The 16,933-nt window shown below is 61.1% G+C and carries 17 protein-coding genes; 2 read left to right on the forward strand and 15 right to left on the reverse strand.

Going from position 1 to position 16,933, the window contains the following annotated elements; translation table 11 throughout:
* Positions 1-119: 119 nt before the first annotated feature.
* From LT40_RS01550 to LT40_RS01565, 4 genes are all read right to left on the reverse strand, one after another.
* Positions 120-1,853 (reverse strand): UvrD-helicase domain-containing protein, encoded by a 1,734-nt coding sequence (locus LT40_RS01550; RefSeq protein WP_043185606.1) that lies wholly within the window; start codon positions 1,851-1,853, stop codon positions 120-122.
* Complete coding sequence (locus LT40_RS01555; protein ID WP_043185609.1) at positions 1,850-3,931, reverse strand: ATP-dependent nuclease; 2,082 nt, start codon at positions 3,929-3,931, stop codon at positions 1,850-1,852. Before LT40_RS01555 ends, LT40_RS01550 begins: the two co-directional genes overlap by 4 nt.
* A 418-nt stretch (positions 3,932-4,349) precedes the next feature.
* The gene (locus LT40_RS01560; RefSeq protein WP_420329671.1) at positions 4,350-4,796 is read right to left on the reverse strand and encodes a GNAT family N-acetyltransferase; all 447 of its coding nucleotides are present in this window, start codon (positions 4,794-4,796) and stop codon (positions 4,350-4,352) included.
* Between the two features lie 34 nt (positions 4,797-4,830).
* Entirely contained in the window at positions 4,831-5,442 is a 612-nt protein-coding gene (locus tag LT40_RS01565) for a LysE family translocator (protein WP_043185611.1), read from the reverse strand.
* A gap of 232 nt (positions 5,443-5,674) precedes the next feature.
* Here LT40_RS01565 and LT40_RS01570 point away from each other — a divergent pair, with 232 nt between their 5' ends.
* Both LT40_RS01570 and LT40_RS01575 read left to right on the forward strand, forming a co-directional pair.
* Complete coding sequence (locus LT40_RS01570) at positions 5,675-5,938, forward strand: CopG family ribbon-helix-helix protein (protein WP_043185612.1); 264 nt, start codon at positions 5,675-5,677, stop codon at positions 5,936-5,938.
* Positions 5,901-6,191, forward strand: coding sequence for a type II toxin-antitoxin system RelE/ParE family toxin (locus tag LT40_RS01575; RefSeq protein WP_043185614.1), 291 nt, complete (start codon positions 5,901-5,903; stop codon positions 6,189-6,191). The genes LT40_RS01570 and LT40_RS01575 overlap by 38 nt, the downstream gene beginning before the upstream one ends.
* A 66-nt stretch (positions 6,192-6,257) precedes the next feature.
* Here the strand turns inward: LT40_RS01575 and LT40_RS01580 are convergent, their stop codons facing one another.
* The 11 genes from LT40_RS01580 to LT40_RS01630 all read right to left on the reverse strand — a co-directional run bounded on the left by LT40_RS01580 (position 6,258) and on the right by LT40_RS01630 (position 16,868).
* Complete coding sequence (locus LT40_RS01580) at positions 6,258-7,040, reverse strand: DODA-type extradiol aromatic ring-opening family dioxygenase (RefSeq protein WP_043193220.1); 783 nt, start codon at positions 7,038-7,040, stop codon at positions 6,258-6,260.
* Positions 7,041-7,054: 14 nt separating this feature from the next.
* Positions 7,055-7,690 (reverse strand): hypothetical protein, encoded by a 636-nt coding sequence (locus LT40_RS01585; protein WP_052393196.1) that lies wholly within the window; start codon positions 7,688-7,690, stop codon positions 7,055-7,057.
* A 149-nt stretch (positions 7,691-7,839) separates the two neighbouring features.
* Positions 7,840-8,991: an iron-containing alcohol dehydrogenase gene (locus LT40_RS01590; RefSeq protein WP_043185617.1), complete on the reverse strand. Its 1,152-nt coding sequence runs from the start codon at positions 8,989-8,991 to the stop codon at positions 7,840-7,842.
* Between the two features lie 29 nt (positions 8,992-9,020).
* Positions 9,021-9,629, reverse strand: a complete 609-nt coding sequence (locus tag LT40_RS01595; protein ID WP_043185619.1) for an ANTAR domain-containing response regulator — start codon at positions 9,627-9,629, stop codon at positions 9,021-9,023.
* A 16-nt stretch (positions 9,630-9,645) separates the two neighbouring features.
* Complete coding sequence (locus LT40_RS01600) at positions 9,646-10,770, reverse strand: transporter substrate-binding domain-containing protein (RefSeq protein WP_043185621.1); 1,125 nt, start codon at positions 10,768-10,770, stop codon at positions 9,646-9,648.
* Entirely contained in the window at positions 10,767-12,287 is a 1,521-nt protein-coding gene (locus tag LT40_RS01605) for an amidase (RefSeq protein WP_043185623.1), read from the reverse strand. The genes LT40_RS01600 and LT40_RS01605 overlap by 4 nt, the downstream gene beginning before the upstream one ends.
* A 12-nt stretch (positions 12,288-12,299) precedes the next feature.
* Positions 12,300-13,004, reverse strand: coding sequence for an ABC transporter ATP-binding protein (locus LT40_RS01610; protein WP_043185626.1), 705 nt, complete (start codon positions 13,002-13,004; stop codon positions 12,300-12,302).
* The gene (locus LT40_RS01615) at positions 12,997-13,722 is read right to left on the reverse strand and encodes an ATP-binding cassette domain-containing protein (protein ID WP_043185628.1); all 726 of its coding nucleotides are present in this window, start codon (positions 13,720-13,722) and stop codon (positions 12,997-12,999) included. The genes LT40_RS01610 and LT40_RS01615 overlap by 8 nt, the downstream gene beginning before the upstream one ends.
* The gene (locus LT40_RS01620; RefSeq protein WP_052393198.1) at positions 13,719-14,750 is read right to left on the reverse strand and encodes an ABC transporter permease subunit; all 1,032 of its coding nucleotides are present in this window, start codon (positions 14,748-14,750) and stop codon (positions 13,719-13,721) included. The genes LT40_RS01615 and LT40_RS01620 overlap by 4 nt, the downstream gene beginning before the upstream one ends.
* On the reverse strand, positions 14,750-15,619 hold the full coding sequence (locus tag LT40_RS01625; RefSeq protein WP_043185631.1) for an ABC transporter permease subunit: 870 nt from the start codon (positions 15,617-15,619) through the stop codon (positions 14,750-14,752). Before LT40_RS01625 ends, LT40_RS01620 begins: the two co-directional genes overlap by 1 nt.
* A gap of 10 nt (positions 15,620-15,629) precedes the next feature.
* Entirely contained in the window at positions 15,630-16,868 is a 1,239-nt protein-coding gene (locus LT40_RS01630; protein WP_043185635.1) for an urea ABC transporter substrate-binding protein, read from the reverse strand.
* Positions 16,869-16,933 lie beyond the last annotated feature (65 nt).

Here is a 16,933-nt window from a genome sequence, read left to right on the forward strand (position 1 = left end):
AAATCCACAGACCGCTCCTGGCCGATTGCAGCCCGTCGCCACCGGCTGCAGTCGGCCAAAAGTGGACGTATGTAGCTGGGGCTCCCCGGTTTTAATCACCCGGTTCGCCTGGTTTTTTTTCACATTGCGATAGCAAGCTCTTCGACATTGTCGCTTCCAAACAGGTTGTTTATCGCTTCGAGGGCGGTTCCCGGCATGGTTTGCGTGGCAAGCACTGCGAGCCGAGTCATGGGTCGGGATATGGAGACATAGAAGAGGTTGCGGGCACGATAAAAGCCCTTCGTATTCTTGCTATTTAGCGCCTTTGTCTTAACAAGCTCGAGTAGTTGAGGCCAGTTGTAGTGATTCCAGCCCCCTCCCAGCACTACCAAAACATTCTCAAACTCGGCGCCCTTGACGCTATGCTGTGTGGCAAAGGAGGTCTGTTTCTCAATGAATTTGACCACCTCGATAACCTCTCCGTAAGGTATTTCCCGCAGCTTGTTGTACCGCTGAAGTGCTGAGGCATCGTCAGGTATGGGGTCGCCATTTAGGGCTCTGAGCTCTTCGTCGCGCCGGAGCAGACGATCCGGTGGCGATGGGCGTTTCGTTTCTTTTAGGTGATCAATTACCTGTCCAATCGTGCCATCTGCACGCAGCATCTGGAGGGTATCCATGTCGCGACGCCAACAGGATTTGTCTTCATGCTTGGTGATCGTAGGGCCGGAGCCGAACACCCTGAACATATCGCCGAAGCGAGATGCGCCATAGGCCGCGCACATGGGTTCGACTACTTCTACAAAGAACTTGATCGCCGGGTCTTCCTTTTTTACGAATTGTTCGGTGCGACCGCTGAATACCTCGGCGATGTTGGGATAACCCTGTTCAGCGGCCAAGACGTTGTGGGTGAGCATCAGTACCTTCGTCTTGCTCAGGTCCCAGCCCTCGGCTTGCAGTCGCTGCATCAAGTCTTCTCGAGTGCGTCGCGCTAGGTCGGGTGGAAGATCCTCTTTGGACTGCCTGTCATTGGTCCGTTGACCTTTGTAGGCGTTGGTGTGAAAGAACCGTGCCTCGCCCTTCGCCTCGGGTTCATGGACGGCTTGCTTCAGTTCAGGGCGCAGTTTGTTCAGCACATCGACAACTGCAGGTACCGATCGAAAGTTTGAGCCTTTGGGAATTTCTTCTATCGGGTACTCTGCGAGCTCGTATTCACTGCGATAAATAGTCTGCCAGTGGTCCCCAAATAGACCAATGAGCGGACCTGTGGCGGGCCTCAAGAAGTGCTCGGTAATTGCCTCCATAAACTGGGGATGGGTATCTTGATACTCGTCGATGAAGATCACCGGAAACTGTTGGCTCAAGAGACGTCGAAACTTTTCCTTCTGCAGGAGATTGGCCATCATCTCCGGAATGTCGTCGTGGCTCAGCGTGATTCTGTCGGTATCGACGCTAAAGTATCCTAAGTTGTAATCCACAGACTTTGATCCGATTCCTCCGCCTTGTTCGATTTTTTCTTTCCGGTCATCCATTTCACCCACGAGGTCGCGCAGCGCTTTTTGAAACTGATGTAGGAACGCCCAGGAAAAGCCGTGGATGGTATTGACCAATATGGCGGGGTGATCCTCAATCTCCTGGGCAATTTCGTTACGGGCAACCTCGGTGTAGGTGATGCAAGCTACCTTTTGCCCTGCTTGAACCAAGGCTGGGCCTCGCTCTGTAATCAATCGCTTAAGCGCCGCGACCAGGGAATACGTCTTGCCTGCGCCGGCGCCGGCTTCAAGGCGAAAGCTATAACCAGCATCAAGGGCCTCATTGATCTTTCTTTGGGCCTCTTGTGCAGCAACGAGTGCGGGATTCTCAGTAGGCTCCTTCATACCGCCTCCTCCTTAACTGGTGCTTCCACGTTCTGCGCGGGAGGAGGCGGGGCAGAAAGCCATCCTAGGCCTTCCTGGATGTAGCGGGGTACCGTCCATTCCTTTTCGCGAATGGCAAACCGCAAAGCCGTATCCGCTTTCGCGAGCCCCTTGGCGATCTCCCATGCCTCAGATGCCTCGTCCTGTTCCTTAGGCCATTTAAATCGATCGGGGTTTGCTAGGACGAGTGCATCTTCATAGCTGCGGGCACAAATGTTAGTGCCAGGCTTCTCTGCAATCTGATAGGCAATGCGACGGTAACCGCTTTGCTTCTCTTCGGCAGTTTTGGCAACAAGCTCTGCCGGAGTAATCTGCCAGCCATCCTTATCCGCGGCGTCGTCGGGACGAAACCAATCCTTGATTGCTGCATTCGATGTCCGCTCACCTTCAGCCACGGGGCACTTGTCCCAAGTCGTAATCTTTTTCCCATGCTTGTTCTGCTTTTCCACCGGCTTGGTTGAATCCAGGTCGGTGACGACCAAAGTCTTGAGCTCGAGAAAGTCGAGGAGTGGATAAAAGATCTGCGCATATGCTCCGCCGACCTCGACGCAGGTCACATACTGTCTGGCCAGCTTGTGCTTGTCCTCGAGCGACTTATCAACTAATTCGCACAGACGGGGCATCAGTAGCCTCTCCGTTGTTCCCTCAACCATGATGGCCTTGTCCGCAAAGTACAGGTCACACTTGGTTAACGTCATGTACTGGTGCAGGAAGTCTTGGTCGTCGGGAGAAATGCTGCTCAAGCCCTTTTTGAAGTCTTTGACCTTGGTCTGACGGGCGTTTGCCGGGGTTGGCGACTCATTTAGGAAATACCGTACTGCTTCAAACGATGCGGTATTTGCCACATGCGGAGAATGCGTCGTGATGACGAACTGAACGTTCCACGCAGCCTCTTCAGGATAGCTCGTCGACAGTTTTCCAATGGCAGCATTGAGCTGGTTGATGAAAACTTCTTGCATCTGCGGATGCAAGTGAGCCTCAGGCTCTTCGATGAATATTAGGTGAGTTGCTGGACGGGTTGTCTTGGCTCGGTAGGCCTTGTGGTAACTCTCGAGCTGCAACAGCATGTAGATCAGGTTTCGAGTGCCGAGACCATTATAGCCTTCCGGGAGATGTACCCCGTCTGTGCCTGTGTAGACCACCTTTGTGTGGTCCGACAGCAGGGCCTCAATGTTCAATGAGGTCTCGGGTCGAAGCTCGGTATCATTGAGGCTCGGAAAGCCCAGTACCTCCATGGCTGGCAAAAGCTTTTTCAGCATCTCGTCGAAGTCGCCTTGAACATTGCGCTCGATGTCTTCGACGGATGCCTTCAGCTTCGCCGCCAGCTCCTGATCTGCAGCCGCAGCAGTTGGTGCGGAGGCAGTTTTGAATAACGCGCTGAGCAATTTCCCAATGACATCGGCATCGCCATGCTTCGCATGGTCGAGAGTTCTTTGTGCCCGAACGAAATTACACTGCAGCAAAGCCGTTAGTGCGGCCATGCCCTCAAAATCACGGCGATTGGTATCGTCGGTGGGGTCGATGGCGAACACATGGATGCTGTATGCCTTGGGCACCGTGTCGCGCAACGAGCGGAAGAAGTGTGTTCTTGGTTCGACACCTTCTGGTGCGGGAGGGGTATCGAGCAGTGTGTGGAGGGTTGCCAGTGTCGCTCGGTATTCGAGGCGCACAATGGCAGTGGTGGAGTCTAGATCCAAGTCAATGACGAAAGGCGAAAGAGGTCCTAAATTCGGGGCGGTGCTGTCGTAGCGGAAGATGAGCGTAAGAGCAAGCGTCGGGAGTGCCGCGAGTACGTCCTCCGGCTTTGTCGCTTGTTCTCTAAGCATCTTTGCAGCGAAGAATCGCTCGCGCTGTGCGGGCGAGAAGTCTTCAAGGCGAAACCGCGCCCCGGTCTCTCCAGTGAAGCGATCAAAAATGTCGGTAAACGATGTCTTTCCGCTGTTGTTGCGTCCCACGATCACTGTGGAATTTTCTTCCAGCATGATCTCAACATCCTGAAGCAGTCGGAATCCCTCGACTCTAACCTTCTCGACTCGCATTCTAGCTCCCCCGATTGGCTGTCCTATGCGGCTTCTTATTCGTCGGAAATGTATATTTTTTGTTCTTACTTTGTGAACGGTATGTGTGGCGCCTTGCTAACAAAACGTTACCGTCAAATACCACTTCTAGCCGAGCCAGCCCTTACTGTCTCATTTTTTCCATAAGCCTACGCGATTCGCGTTGCTTTTAATCATCCATGTTAGCGTGAGGTCAGCGAAGGGTCGCAAGTCGAGTAAGAAACCTGGCATGCAGCTGACGTCTTTGCAGCAGGCCAGTTGTCCTTTGACGAGCACTGATGGGGCGCTTTTGGCCGAACGCTGCCTGTGACTAAGCTCCTGGCCGAAAGCGGCCCGAGCAACGAGCGGATCACAACGTGCGCAACACTAAAACCATCCCACACATTCCAAGCCTAGGCCATCACCCAACAGCCCAATACATCGCCTGAACCCAGATATGCGGATGACTTTCCAAAGGTTCCCATCCATCCAAAAACACAAAACCTTGCCTAAGATAGAAATTGGCAACCCTTGCGTTTTCCGGACAAACGTCAAGATAAACCCCATCCACTCCAATCACCTCGGCACGAGCCTTCACCGCATCAACCAACCCAGCAGCCACTCCAGAACCCCGCACAGCACGCTCGACCCACATCCCGATCAAGCAATAACGACCTTCACCACCAACGGCCGCACCCACCATCCCGATCGGTCGGTCACCGTCGAACGCCAGCCAAAACGCGGTTCCAGCGGACGACGCTCGATCTTTCCACTGCTCGTCGGTGTACTTAGCCGCAGTCTGATAGCTCACGCCAAATGCCGTCGGCGTGTCCAAAAGGGCCGCAAGCCGTGTCTGTTTCAACAGCATCCAATCCGCTGTCTCTGTCAGTCGAATATGCACCTCACACCGGCGCCGGGCTTTGCAGCAACGGATACAACGACAACACCAGCAACGCCGCCATGCTCCAGTTGAACAGTCGCAACCAGCGCGGCACTCGCAGCACGTTGCGCAAGACGCTGCCGAAGCCGGCCCAGACGCACACGCTGGGCAGGTTGACCAGTGCGAACACCGCAGCGATGACCACCACGTTATAGACGTAGCCCTGAGCTGGAACATAGGTGGTGATGGCGCCAACCGCCATTACCCAAGCCTTGGGGTTGACCCATTGGAAAGCGGCGGCGCCGAGGAAAGTCATTGGCCTGCTGTCCTGGTCTCCTGCTTCGCTCACACTGCCTGAGGTGGCGATGCACCATGCCAGGTAAAGCAAGTAGGCAGCGCCTATCCAGCGCAGGGCGGTGTAGGTCCAGGGCACGGCGGTGAAGATTTCACCCAGTCCCAGTCCGACCGCCAACACCAGTAGCATGAACCCCAGGCTGATGCCCAGGGCGTGGGGAATGGTGCGCAGGAAACCGAAATTCACTCCCGAAGCCAGCAGCATGGTGTTGTTGGGGCCTGGGGTGATGGAGGACACCAGAGCGAAAAGGGCGAAGGCAGGCAGCAGGTCGATGAGCATGTCCGTAGGGTCTCTGGGATGTTGTAGAAGTGAAAGTACCTCACGACCCGGCCAGCGATACCGTACAGACAATGTTGAATTCACCAGTACACACTCACAGCCACTTGGCCTTTTGCAGGTGCGACCGGTCTTCTGCTCAGACCCAGAGGGTTGCTTAATAAGGGGAGCGGGGGTAGTGTTTACGCTATGCGCAGATGTATACAGCGTAAACAGTTACGTCAGGAGTACTGCCATGGGTTCGCCCGTTCTTTCTTTCCGTGTGGAAGCAGAGCTGATCGATCAGCTCGATCAGCTTGCCGAAGCCACCGATAGAGATCGCCAATACCATTTGAAACGCGCTTTGGCCCGCTATGTGGAATCCGAGTCGTGGCATTTTCGTGCTGTAGCAGAAGGCATTGCTGATGCAGAGGCAGGCAACTTGGTCGATTTGGATGCCGTGAAGGCTAAGTGGGTGGCGCGTGCCGAAAGTCGCATTAACCAGCAAGGCGGCAAGTGATCTCGACGGGATTTATGAGCACCACGAAGCGCTCAGAGGACCCCAAAAAGCAGAAGAAACCATTTTTCAGATGTTGGATAGCCTGAGCCAGTTGGAGGTGTTTCCCCAACTGGGCAAGGCGTCGGGCATTCCCGATTGCAGGGAGCTGATCTTCGCGAGGTATCCCTACCGTGCGATCTACAGCCTGAAAGGCAATGTCATTCTGGTGTATCGAATTTTGCACCAGCATGCAGAGCGCCCTGAGGAGTGGTAACGAAGACGTTCATTTCAGTAGTGTTGGTCACTCTGTTGGTCGCGCGTGCATCTGGTGTTCGCTTCCCTACGTAAACAAATAACTGTCCATCGCCAACACCCCATACTCCACGCCGCCTTCGATCACCCGCGTTTCATAACGCTCACCGGCCGCACCGACGGCGATGAACAAGGGCAGGAAGTGCTCGTCCGTAGGGTGCGCGCGTTCGGCTGAAGGCGCGTATTGCCGGTAGTCCAGCAGCGACTCCAGATTGCCTGAGGCCAGGGTCTGCGCCGTCCAGGCAGCAAAATCCTTGACGTATTGAGCGCCGTGGGGCGTGGCACCGCGGAACTCGTAGAGGTTGTGCGTCAGGCTGCCCGAGGCCACGATCATCACGTTCATGTTGCGCAGTGGCTTGAGCGCCTGGCCCAGCTTCCACGCCTCGCGAGTGTCGAGCGATGCCGGCATGGAGACCTGTATCACCGGGATGTCCGCGGCTGGCGCCAGGTAGAGCAGGGGTACCCAGGCGCCATGGTCCAAACCCCGATCGGCATCCAAACGAGAGTTCCAGCCGGCGGCCTGCAGCAGGTTGACGATCTGCGCGGCCAGGGCTGGTGCGCCGGGCACGGGGTATTGGATCATGTACAGCGCGTCGGGGAAGCCGCCGAAGTCATGAACGGTGGCGGGAGCTGCGCTTGCGGTCACGCCGACCTCGCCACGGGTCATCCAGTGCGGGGACACGATGACGATGGCTTGAGGCCGCGTCAGCTCACGCCCCAGCTCGGCCAGGTGTTTGCCCGCCAGGCCGGGCTCGACCGCGAACATGGGAGAGCCATGGGACACGAACAGTACGGGCGATCGAATATTCATCAGCGGGCTCCACATCAAGATGTTGCGGTTTGAGGACTCCAGCTTTCACCAAGCCGGCATTTGACCCAGTATTCAAAGCTGGCGCAGAGCCAGATGCCGTAGGCGAGCAGTTCCACGCCTTCTTCGGCAGTGGTCTTGGCCAGGCGCTGGTAACCATCGCCCATGACCTGGTGCCAGAACGAGCCCATGCCGAAGATCCTGGAGAAGATCAGCACCGCGAAGCCCGTCGCCAACGCGGCGAACGTCGGGGTACGCATGAACGACCCCAACGCCTGGACAGTTTGCTGTCTGTGCTTGGCGCTTACCGCGTTGCCGATGGCGATAATGGCGATAGCCACGAAGGGCCATAGCCAGGCGCTGTGGCTGATGGGGTCGAACAGGCCGTCCAGTTCACGCGTTAGCAGGCAGGCGAAGAAGCCTGCGGCGAGGAATTCGAAACCGCCTTTGCGGCCGGTTCCCGGTGCGGTCCAGAACAGCAGGGCGCACAGTGCGAGCATCAGCTCCTGGGTGATCTCGGTGAATGACATTTCCAGAATTTCTGTGTGAAACACGGCAATGTCCAGCCACACCATGGCAAAACACAAAACGGCAACCGAACATTTGGCCAGGGCGAACAGGAGCGGGTATTTCAAATCGGGGCGGGCGTACACGTGAAGCTCCAAAGCGGGACGATGTCTATAAGTCGCGCATCTAAGCGTCTGGCACGGGGAATGTGAAGCGTTGTTTAACGATAGTTAACATCGATGTATTTGATGCGATGAACAGCGCGCCGTGCCACGGCGCGCTGTTTGCCGAGGATTTAGAACGCCGCGGTATAGATCGCCAGCGCATCGGCTTCGCTGACCTCGCGCGGATTGTTGACCAGCAGCCGTTGCTGCAGCATCGCGCTGCGAGCCAGCTCCGGCAGACTTTCGCGGGTCACGCCGGCATCGCTGAGGCGTAGCGGCAGGCCGGTGGCTTGATGCAGCCTGAGCAGCTCGTCGATGAATTGCTGGGCCGCGTCGCCTGATTGCAAGCGCTCGCCCAGCACCACGGGGGCAAGTTCGGCGTACAGGCCCTGGGCAGCGGAGAGGTTGAATCGCAGCACTTGTTGCAGAACCAGCGCATTGGACAGGCCATGGGGCAGGTGGAAGCTGACGCCCAGCGGGTAGGCCAATGCGTGCACGGCGGCGACCGGCGCGTTGGCAAACGCCTGCCCGGCCAGACAGGCGCCCAGCAACATGGCCTGGCGGGCTTCCAGGTCGTGCGGCGTGTTGACCGCGCGCTCGAGGTTGGTCGACAACAGGCGCAAGGCTTCACGTGCCAGCAGGTCGGAGAGGGGATTCTTGCGGTGTTTGCTGGTGTAGGCCTCGATGGCATGCACCATGGCGTCGATGCCGGTGGCCGCCGTGACCGGGCCGGGCAGGCCGATGGTCAGTTGGGCGTCGAGAATTGCCAGGTCCGGCAACAGCTGGTTCGCCACTACGCCGGATTTGCCGGTGGCGGTGGTGACGATGGAGATGGGCGTGACTTCCGATCCGGTGCCTGCGGTGGTGGGCACCTGAATCAACGGCAAGCGCGGGCCGGTGGCCTGGTTCACGCCGTAGATGTCGCTCAGGCCCTGTCGCTGTGCAGGGTGCGCCAGGTAGGCGACCAGCTTGGCGGTGTCCATGGAGCTGCCGCCGCCGAAGCCGACGATCAGGTCGGCGTTCATGCGCCGTGCCTGTTCGGTGGCGGCCAGCACCAACGCTTCCGCCGGGTCGGCGAGCACATCGCTGTACACCGCGTATTCGATATCGGCGCTGGCGAAGCCCGGCAGCACGTCATCGAGCAAACCGTGCTTGAGGATGCCGGCATCGGTGACCAGCAAGACACGCCGGGCGCCGCGGCTGGCGCATTGTTCGGCCAGGCCGGCGGCGCTGCCGGTGGCGCAGATGAGGTGGGCAGTGCTGCTGAAGGTGAATCCTTGCATGGGTAACCTCATGTTCTTGTCTTTGGGGGCTATGGCTGTTCAGGTTCGGCAGGTCGATCCGCATCGATGATCTGCTGGGCGATGGCTTCCATGCTGGTCCGGCGCGTCATGGCTTCGCGTTGCAGGCGCCGGTGGGCATCGTTTTCGCCGAGGCGATGGCGGGCCATCAACAGCGCCTTGGCCATGGAGATCTTCGACACCGCCGGTTGCCGGCTTTGCAGCTTGCGCAGCTCGGCGAGCATGTCGATGCGCGCCCGCCAGGCGGCGCGGGCCATCAGCAACTGGGTCAGCAGACCGAACGGCCGCAACGGCCGTTCGATGACCGCCGCCGGTTGCGTTTCCAGCACCAGTTGCAGCATCGACGGGTTCTCGTAGCCGACCACGGCGATGATCGGCGGCGCCTGTTCGCTCAGGCTTTCCACCAGCGTTTGCGTGTTGCTGCGCTGGCTGAGTTCCACGGCCAGCAGCACCACGTCGACTGCTTCGGGCAGCGTCGTGGGCACCGGCCAGCGTTGTTCGACGATGCAACCGATACGCTGCAACTGGTCGAGGACGATGCGCGCCTCAGCGTCCTGGGGGTGAATCACCAGCACGCGCAGGCCCTTGAGTTCGCGCAGCAGGGACGGCGCGCTGGTCATCGCGACCTCCGGCAACTCATGGCTGCACGTCCATCTGGTAGTCGACCATGTAGGGGCTGGGCGGCACCGCTTCGGCGCTCTCCAGCACCGGCTGAAACTGGCGTCGGTGATCGAGCCGGGCAATGCGCGGCCACAGCCAGGTGTGCTGGGTCTGCGGGTCGATCTGCACCGTGCCTTGAGGCGCATCAAAACGCGCGCCGGCCAGGGCTTCGCGCAGGGCCTGCACCGAATCGTCGGCGGCGCGGCGCGCGGCCTGGGCGAACAGGTGCACCTGAAAATAGGCGGCCTCGGCGCCGGCAGTGATGGCGGCACCTTCGCCGAAGCGCGCGCGATAGCGGCTGACGAACGCCTGGCTGGCGGGCGTCTGCAACGTCGAGAACCAAGGCGCGGCCGAGATGTGGCCTTCGGCTTCTTCGTCGGTCATGGCCTGCACGTCGACCTCGTTGGTGGCCAGGCTGACGATGGGCAGGCGTGCAGGATCGAAGCCCGCCTGGCGGTAGGCCCGGTGCAGCGAGGGAATGTCGCTGCCGACGATGGTCGAATAGATGGCGTCGGGTGCGGTCTCGCGCACCCGCTGCATGACCCGCTCGAAGTCCTCTGCGGTGGCGTGGAACGGCAGGTAGATCTCGTCGACGATCTCGCCGCCCGCCTGCTCGAACAGTTCGCGCATGATGCGGTTCGATTCGTAGGGGTAGACATACGAGCCGCCCACGAACAGCACCCGTCCGCCATAGGTCTGCAGGACGTAGCGGGCCAGCTGCAACGAGTTCTGGTTGGGGGCCGAGCCGGTGTAGAAGCAGTACGGCGAGTATTCGAAACCTTCGTATAGGGTTGGATAGAACAGCAAGCGCCGACGGCTTTCGACCACCGGCAGCACGACCTTGCGTGTGCTCGACATGTGCGTGCCGAACAGTACCTGCACCTGATGGTGGTCGCACAGGTGCAGCGCACTGTCGCGGTAATCGTTCGGATCGGCGCCGGGGTCGCCATCGATCGCGGTCACGCGGCGGCCGTCGATGCCGCCGCTGTCGTTGACCTCGGCGATGGCCAGGTGGGTGGCATTGGCCTGTGCGGTTTCCGACGCCGCCGTGAGGCTCGCGCGGGAGAACAGCAGGCCTACCTTGTAATCGTCACCGTTCATGAGCTCAGGCTTTCCCAGTCGATGTGCTGTTCGAAGTGGTGCGCGGCCTGGTAAAGGGTTGCCTCATGGTAGTCGCGGGCGATGAGCATCAGGCCCACCGGCAACCCGGCAGCCAGCCCGCAGGGGATGGACATGGCCGGGTGGCCGGTGACATCGAACGGGGCGGTGTTGGCGTTCATTTCCAGGGCGCGGGTGACCCAGGTCGCGGGCGTGGCATCGGCTGCCGGCAGTTTCGGCGCCTTGAGCGGCACGGTCGGCATGAGCAAGAGGTCGTAGCGGGCGAACTGCTCGTCGTAGGCGGCGCGCAGCTGACGCGCGGCGTTCTGTGCACGGGCGTAGTACTGGCCGCCGAATCGCTGATGGGCATAGTGGCCTGCCAGCAGGCAGGTCTTCAGGTCATGGGGGAACGCGTCGGCCTGCTGTTGCCAGTCTTGTTGCGCGCGCATCAGGCTCTCCACGTACAAGCCCTTCCAGTTGGAGCCGTAATTGTAGCCGCGCAGCAGCTGCGTGGTGCCTTCCACGGCAATTGGCGTCCAGATGGCATGACCCAGCGCGTGCAGGGGGATGGAAACCTCTTCCACCTGCGCGCCCCATTCGGCGAACAGACCGGCGGCACGGCGCACTGCAGCGTCGACATCGGCTTCGGAATTGGCGTGGCCGAAGCCCTCGCGGACCACACCGATGCGCAGCCCCGAAACACCGGCGCCGAGCGTCTGGGTGTAGGCCTGCACCGGCATCTGCCGATCCTGGCGCGGATCCAGGCCGTCGGCACCGGCGAGCACTTCGAGCAGCAGGGCATTGTCGGCCACCGTGGCGCTCATCACGCCGGCGTGGTCCAGGGTCATTTCGATGGGCATGATGCCGGTGTAGGGCACCAGCCCGTGGGTCGGCTTCATCCCGTAGATGCCGGAATAGGCCGCCGGAATGCGCACCGAACCGCCTTGATCGGTGCCGATGCCCAGATCCACTTCGCCCGCGACGATCAGCGCGGCGCAGCCTGAAGACGATCCTCCGGTCGAGTGACCCGGATTGCGCGGATTGTGCACCGCGCCAGTGGCGTTGGTATGGCTGCTGCCCGACACGCAGAAAAACTCGCAGTGGGCCTTGCCCAGAATGCTGCCGCCAGCGTCGAGCACACGCGTGGCCACGGTGGCGTCGACGTCCGGCACGTACCCTTGCAGGGTGGAGGCGCCATTCATCATGGGTACCCCGGCCAGGCAGATGTTGTCCTTGAGGGCGACGCGCTTGCCGCTGAGCTTGCCGCCCGCCGCCCCATGCAGATCGGTGCGCACGTACCAGGCGTTGTAGGGATTCTGCGCAGGCGTCGGCAGGTGCCCGGCGCTTCTGGGGTAGCGTTGCGGGACGCTGGCAGGCTGCAACTGGTCGAGGCGGTCATAGTCCTGCCAGACGGCTTCGAGGATGTCGGCGTATTGCTCGAGTAACGGTGCTTGCAGGTGCAGACCCAGCTGGCGGCCGGTTTCGGCAAGCTCAGCCTGGGTGGGACGTTGAATGGACATGACGATGAATCCTCAGGAATGAAAGCCCATGAAGCGCTCGGCAAGCGCTTCGGCGGTGGTGCTGGCGGGGTCGACTTCATCGACCAGTTGGCCGTTCTCGATGATCAGGATGCGATCGGCCAGCGCCGTCAGGAAGTCGATGTCCTGTTCCACCAGAATGATGCCCAGGCCTTGTTCGCGACGCAGGCGTTGCAGGGTTTCGATGATCTCGTCGCAGATGGAGGGCTGGATGCCTTCGGTGGGTTCGTCGAGCAGGATCAGCTTCGGGTTGCCGCACAGGCAGCGCGCCAGGGCCAGCAGTTGTTGTTCGCCGCCCGACAAAGCACCACCGGGTTGGTCGAGCAGCCGTTGCAGACGCGGGAAATACGCCAGGATCCGCTCGATGGTGGCCGGGGCCTGGGCGAAGTGCTTCACGCAGCCCATGCGCAGGTTTTCGCCGACGGTCAGGAACGGGAAAATCTGCCGTCCCTGGGGCACGTAGCCAATGCCGGCCCGTGCCCGCTGGCTGGCGTCGGCGCGGCTCAGGTCCTGGCCTGCGAACTGCACGCTGCCCGACAGCGCCGGCAGCTCGCCGATAAGCGCGCGTAGCAGGGTGGTCTTGCCCATGCCGTTACGCCCGAGCACGCCGATGCAGCTGTCGGTGGCGCCGCGCAGAGCGATGTCGCGCAGCACCGGCACGCGCCCGTAGCCGGAACACAATCCATTGACTTCAAGCATGTTTGATCTCCTGTTTGCCCAGATAGGCTTCGCGCACCAACGGGTCCTGAGTCACCTCGGCAAAGCTGCCCTGGGCCAGAATCGCACCTTGATTGAACACGGTGACCGTGCCGGCGATCAGCCGGATGAATTCCATATCGTGCTCGACCACTACCACCGTGCTGTGCGTGTTGATCTCCTTGATCAGGGCGGCGGTCTTGCGCACTTCCTGATAGGTCATGCCGGCAGCGGGCTCGTCCAGCAGCACCAAGGTCGGCTTCGAGGCGAGGATCATGCCCAGCTCGACCCATTGCCGTTGACCGTGGGCCAAGTCGCCCACCAGACGGTGGCGGTGTTCGCTCAGGTCGATGCGTTGCAGCGTCTGCTCGGCGGTTTGCCGGGCCTGCGCGGCGCTCTGGTTGCGGCCGGCGGCCAGGCGCAGGTTTTCCAGTACATCGAGGCCGTCGAACACACTGGGTGTCTGCGTCTTGATGCCGATGCCCAGGCGCGCGATACGGTGCGGCGGCAGGCCGCTGATGCGCTCGGCCTGGAAGTGGCAGCTGCCGTGGGTCGGCTTCAGCTGCCCGCTGAGCAGTTTGAAGAACGTACTTTTACCCGCACCGTTGGGACCGATGAGGCAGCGAAGTTCACCGCGGTGCAGGGTGAAATCCACCGCTTTTACGGCGTGCACGCCGCCGAAACTGACGCCCAGACCTTGGGTTTGCAGAAGCACGCTCATACGGCGCCCTCCTGTGGCACGGCGCTGGTGGAGGCGGAACGACGCTTGAACACGCGCCCGGCCAACGTGCCAAGGCTGGGCAGCAAGCCACGCGGCAGCAGCATGACGAAGGTCAGCAGAATCGCACCCAATACCAGGCCGCTGTCCACCGTCTGCTGTTCGCCCAGGCGCGCCATCAGCGCCTGCAGGCCGATGCAGGCCAGGATCGGCCCGAACAAGGTACCGCGACCGCCGACGATGACCCAGATGATGATCTGTGCCGACTGCGCCAGGCCAAACACACCCGGGCTGACGAACGCGCCCCAGTTGGCGTACAGGCACCCGGCCAGGCCAGCGATGCCGCCGCCCAGGCTGAAGACGATCAGCTTGTGCAGGCGCGTGTCATAGCCGAGCAAACCGGCGCGCTGCTCGTTTTCACGGATCGCCACCACCACCTTGCCGAAGCGACTGGCGAGCAGGCCGCGCAGGCCCAGGTAGCAGAGAATCAAGGCGCCGCCGATCACCTGAAACAGTGTTTCGGGTTCCAGCACACGCTCCGGATCGAACGGCACGTTGAGCGTCGGGATCGCCGGAATGCCGTTGAAACCGCCGAGCAGCGCACTGCCGATGTGGTATTCGCTGCCCGAGGTGGAGTTCATCACGTTGAAGAGAATCAGCGTCACCGCCAGGGTGATCACGCCCAGGTACACATCGCTGATGCCACCGTAGAACATGAAGTAGCCCATGGCCGCAGCGAATAGCGCGGGCACGGCAATGGCCAGCAGCACCGGCCAGGTGCTGTCGCCGATGTTCAGCACACCGACCGCATAGGCATAGGCCCCCAGGCCGAAGAACGCGGCCTGCCCGAAACACAGGATGCCACCGAAGCCCCAGATGAACGCCAGGCTCAGCGCCAGCAGGGCCATGACCAGGTAGATGGTCAGCGAGAGCAGGGTGAACAGGTCCAGCCAATACGGCAGAACGCCGACCAGCAAGGCGGCCAGCGCGCAGCCGAGCACCGGCAGCAGATCACGAAATGCGACAGGCATCAGAACGCCCTCCGAAAGAAACGACCGGTGATGCCCTGGGGCAACACGCGAATCAGGACGATGGCGGCCAGCAGCAGGGCCACTTCGCCGAACACCGGGGTGCTGAAGAAGGTCACCACCTGGCTGATGACGCCGAAGGCGCCCGCTGCACTCAAGGTGCCGGTGATCACTGCACTGCCGCCGCCGATCACGGTGATGAAGGCCTTGGCGATGTAGCTGGCGCCCAGCGTCGGGATGACCCCGGTGAGCGGCGCGAGCACTGCGCCGCCGAGCCCGGCCAGCGCCGCGCCCAACCCAAACGTCAAGCTGTAGATCCGCCCGGGGTTAGCACCCAGGGCAGCGGCCATCTTGGCGTTCTGCATGGTCGCCCGGGCGCACAGGCCGAACTGGGTGAAGCGCAGCAGCGCCCACATCCCCAGCAACACCGCCACGGCCACGGCGATGACGAACAGCCCGTAGCCACTGGTTTGATAGGCACCCAGGGTGATGCCCGGCAACGGTGAGCTGATGCCCACGGTGGTGTTGCCGAACAGCATGGTCGCCGTGCCCGTCAACGCCAGGCTCAAGCCCCAGGTGGCCAGCATGGTGTCGATCATGCGGCCGTACAGGTGGCGTATCAGCAAGCGCTCGACCAGCATGCCGAACAGGCCCACCGTCAGCGGCGCCAGCACCAGGATCGAGATCCAGATCGGCACATGCAGGTGGTGGGTTGCCAGGACGGCGACGTAACCGCCGAGCATCATGAACTCGCCATGCGCCAGGTTGATGATCTTCATCATGCCGAACACCACCGCCAGACCGATGCTGAGCAGCACCAGCGTGGCGATGGCGCCGACGATCTGCAGGGAAAAAATCGCGGCCCAATCCATGTCCGTCTCCTTACAGCGCGATGCTGTATTGCTTGGCATCGCGCGGGTTCTTGATCAGGTCGCAGACCGCGGCAGTGTCCGAAGGAGCCTGCTGGGCGAAGCTTTGCACCACCTCCAGGCGGCGATCGCGCACCTCGGCGATGTGCACGTCCAGGATGCAGTGGTGGGTAGCCGGATCAATGCTGACCTTGCCGCTGGGCAGGTCCAGGCTGATGCCTTTCTCCAGCGCTTCGATGACCGCCATGCGCTCGATCGAACCGGCCTGGCGGACGCCCTCGGCCCACAGCATCATGCCCTGATACGCGCCCATCGCCAGTTCGGTGATGTACGGATAGTCGGCGCCGAAGCGGGAGTGGAAGCGTTCGACGAACGCGGTATTGAGTGGGGTCTGCAGTTCCTGCACGTAGTTCTGGCAGATCAGGATGCCGTTGCACTCTTCGGGCGAGAGCACGATGTGCTCGTTGCCCCCGGCGAAGGTGGTCGACGCGATCGGCAGCTTGCCGGTCATGCCGGCGGCCTTCCACTGGCGATAGAACGACATGTGAGCGCCGCCGACCAGAGCCGACCAGACGAAGTCGGGCTTGGCTTCCTGAATCTTCGAGATGGTGGCGCCGAAGTTGGTCACGTCCAGCGGGAAGAACTCGATCCCCACGCTCGACCCACCGGCCTGCTCGACGTATTTCTTCACCCAGGCGGTGACGATCTGCCCGTAGTTGTAGTCCGCCGCGACGATGTAGACCTTCTTGCCCCATTTCTGGGTCACGTGGGACACCAGCTTCTCCACGGTCTGGCCTGGGGTCACGCCGGTGCCGAAGAAGTTCCGATCGCACACGCCGCCTTCGTACTGGTTGTCGTAGAAGTACAGCGTCTTGTAGCGGTCCAGCACCGGACGCACCACTTCACGGGAGGCGGAGGTGATGCCCGCATGCACCACTGCGGCGCGATCCTTGAGCGCCGCCTGCTGCGCGTACTGGGCGTACAGCTGCATGTTGGACTGGGTGTCGTACTTGATCAGGCTCAGCGGCCGGCCGAGCAGGCCGCCCTGGGCGTTCAGCTCTTCGGTGGCGAACGTCAGTGCATCCACGATCGGCTTGCCATAGATGTCCAGGCCGCCCGAGCTGTCGTACAGCGAGGCGATCTTGATCGCGTCGTCGGCGGCGAAGGCCGACAGGCTCTTGAAGCTCAACGCCGACAATGCGGCAGCGGAAATGGCGGACGAACGCAGGAAGGTACGACGGTTGATAGCCATGCTCAGTGCTCCTGAAACCAGCCCGTCGGCCCATCACCTAGCGATTCGCGGACAGCCAAACAGGC

The organism is Pseudomonas rhizosphaerae (assembly GCF_000761155.1).
Classification (GTDB): Bacteria; Pseudomonadota; Gammaproteobacteria; order Pseudomonadales; family Pseudomonadaceae; genus Aquipseudomonas; species Aquipseudomonas rhizosphaerae.